The 2387-nt window shown below is 74.1% G+C and carries 1 protein-coding gene and 2 pseudogenes; all 3 read right to left on the bottom strand.

The genetic code is table 11. From position 1 onward, the window contains the following. A pseudogene (locus AWZ10_RS20595) lies at nucleotides 1-540 on the bottom strand (ABC transporter permease); the annotation flags it as partial. A gap of 106 nt (nucleotides 541-646) precedes the next feature. Next, nucleotides 647-1672 carry an ABC transporter ATP-binding protein gene (locus tag AWZ10_RS20590; RefSeq protein WP_173531510.1) on the bottom strand — a complete coding sequence of 342 codons (1026 nt, stop codon included), beginning with the start codon at nucleotides 1670-1672 and terminating at the stop codon, nucleotides 647-649. Nucleotides 1673-1817: 145 nt separating this feature from the next. Next, nucleotides 1818-2387: pseudogene (locus tag AWZ10_RS20585) on the bottom strand (NYN domain-containing protein); the annotation flags it as partial.

Below are 2387 nucleotides of genomic sequence, written 5' to 3'. Positions count from 1 at the left end.
CGCGGCGCCCAGCCCGGCGAGCGCGGCCCCGGCGAGCGGGATCACGGCGACGAGCACCCAGAGATGGGTCATGGGCAGCCCGAACAGCACACAGCCGAAGACGGCGGTCACGAGGGTCCCCGGCACGGTGAAGGAGGCGTACGCCCCCGCCGCGCCCAGCACCACCGCCGCCGGCGGCACCGGCAGCGTCGCGTAGTGGTCGAGCCCACCGCTGGACCGCAGCTGCCCGAAGTACTGGGCCAGCAGGTTCAGCGCGACGAAGGCGACCACGAGTACCGCCGAACCGGCGACCACGGCGTGCGCCTCGGCACCGCCGTCCACCACCCCGCGCATCAGGATCATGATCCCGACCGACTGGAAGGTGGCCACGAACAGCAGCGGGATCCGCGCGACCCGCGCCCGGGAGAGCTGCGCCCGGTACACGGCGCAGAGCGACGGCCACAGGCGCGCGCGGGGCCCCAGCTCGGCGGCTCGGCGCTCCACGCGCTCCTCGGCGGCCAGGGCCTGGCCCGGCAGGATCTCGGCGGGTACGACACTCACGTCGAGCGGCTCCTCTTCGCTTCGGCTGTCGCCCATTTTCGTACGGCCGTGGCAGACCTGCCGTTCACATCCGCACCGACTGTTCTCCGGCACACGCCCGTGTCCCTCACCCCTTGACCAGTCCCTGTGCACTGCCCGCGCTGCCGCCGAGCGCCAGGTAGACGTCCTCCAGGCTCGGCGTGGCGAGGGTGAAGTCGTCGAGTGCCACGAAGGCGGCGCCCCCGGTCACCGTGGCCACCACGGCGCGCGCCTCCTCGGGGGCGAGCCGGAGCGTCCAGCGGCGCCCGGACTCCACGGCACGCGGACGCAACGCGGCGACCTCGGGCACGTCCAGCGGGGCCTTCTCCCGCCACACCAGGTCGACGCGCACCTCGCCCGCGACCTGTTCCTTCAGTCCGGCCGGCGTGTCGCAGGCGATGACCCGCCCCTTGTCGAGGACAGCGACCCGGTCGAGCACGGTCTCCGCCTCGATGACGTTGTGGGTGACCAGCAGGACGGTGGTGCCGGACTCGGCCCGCCGCCGGTCGACGGCGGCCCACACGGCCCGCCTGGCCACCGGGTCCATGCCGCTGGTCGGCTCGTCGAGCACGAGCAGCGGCCGCTCCCCGACGAGCGCGGTGGCGAAACAGGCGAGCCGCCGCTGCCCGCCGGACAGCTTCTTCAGCGGCCGCGCGGCGAGCCCGGTCAGCCCGAGCTCCTCCAGCACCGCGTCCCGCTCGGCCCGCGCCCGCCGTACCTCCAGCCCGCGCAGCCGTCCGGTGGTCTCCGCGGCGAGCGCCACGGTCAGCTCGTCGAGGGCGGTCGACTCCTGCCCCAGGTAGGCGAGGATCCGCGCGGCCCGCTCCGGATGCCGCACGATGTCGTGGCCCAGGATGTCGACGGTGCCGTCATCGGGCCGCATCAGCCCGGTCAGCTGCCGTACGAGAGTGGTCTTGCCCGCCCCGTTGGGTCCGAGCAACCCGAAGATCTCCCCGCGCCGGACCTCCAGCGCCACCGCGTCGTTGGCCCGCACCTCGGGGGTTCCCGGCGTACCCCGCCGCCCCCGCGTCGCCGGATACGTCTTGGTGAGCCCCCGCACAGCACACACGACATCCCGACCGTGCCGGATCACCTGTGCCGTACGCGTACTCACGAGGGACGAGCCTACGGGGTCTCGGGGGCGAATTTCCCTCCGGGTCGCTCCGGCCGAGCCCCGAAGGCTGCGCCGCGTGGGCGCGACCAGCCGCGACGAACCGGCGGTCACCCGCGAACAGGCGCCCCCGAGCCACCAGGCACCCCTACCGCTCCCCCGCGGGCGCGTGCTCGACCCCTGTCCGCACGTCGATCTCCCGCCAGAACCCGGCCCGGATCGCATACCGATCATGCTCGTCGATCTGATCGTCCTTGTGCGCCAGCAGCCCGAACCGGGCCGCGTACCGCAACAACTCCCCGTCCACCCGATGGGGAACCCGTGGGTACATCGCCGACAGCTTCTGCAGATGCGACTGATCGGTCAGCCGGGCCATCCACCGCCGAGCGAACACCTGACCGACCTCGAAGGGGTCGCCTCCGACCGTCGTGATGTCCTCCTCCCGATCGGCCCACCGCTGCTCCGCCGTCGTCAGCTGCGCCAGCGTCGGCATGGCCGCCGCCTCCGGCGGCTCCGCCGCGCCCCCGGGCCGGTCCACCCACCCCTTGTCGGAGGACCACCGCAACGTGGCCGTCGCCGGATGCTGCACGGCGTGCGCCCCGGGCCCCCGCATCGCCGCCAGGTCCTTCGGCGTCGGTACGCCCTTGGGGGTTGCCGTCCGCTCCTCGGCCCCGTTGGGCGCGGCGCCCGCCGCCGAGGCGTGCTCGGGTTGCCCGGG

It is taken from the genome of Streptomyces europaeiscabiei, from assembly GCF_001550375.1.
GTDB classification, from domain to species: Bacteria; Actinomycetota; Actinomycetes; order Streptomycetales; family Streptomycetaceae; genus Streptomyces; species Streptomyces europaeiscabiei.
This window is presented reverse-complemented; position numbering and strand designations above follow the sequence as displayed.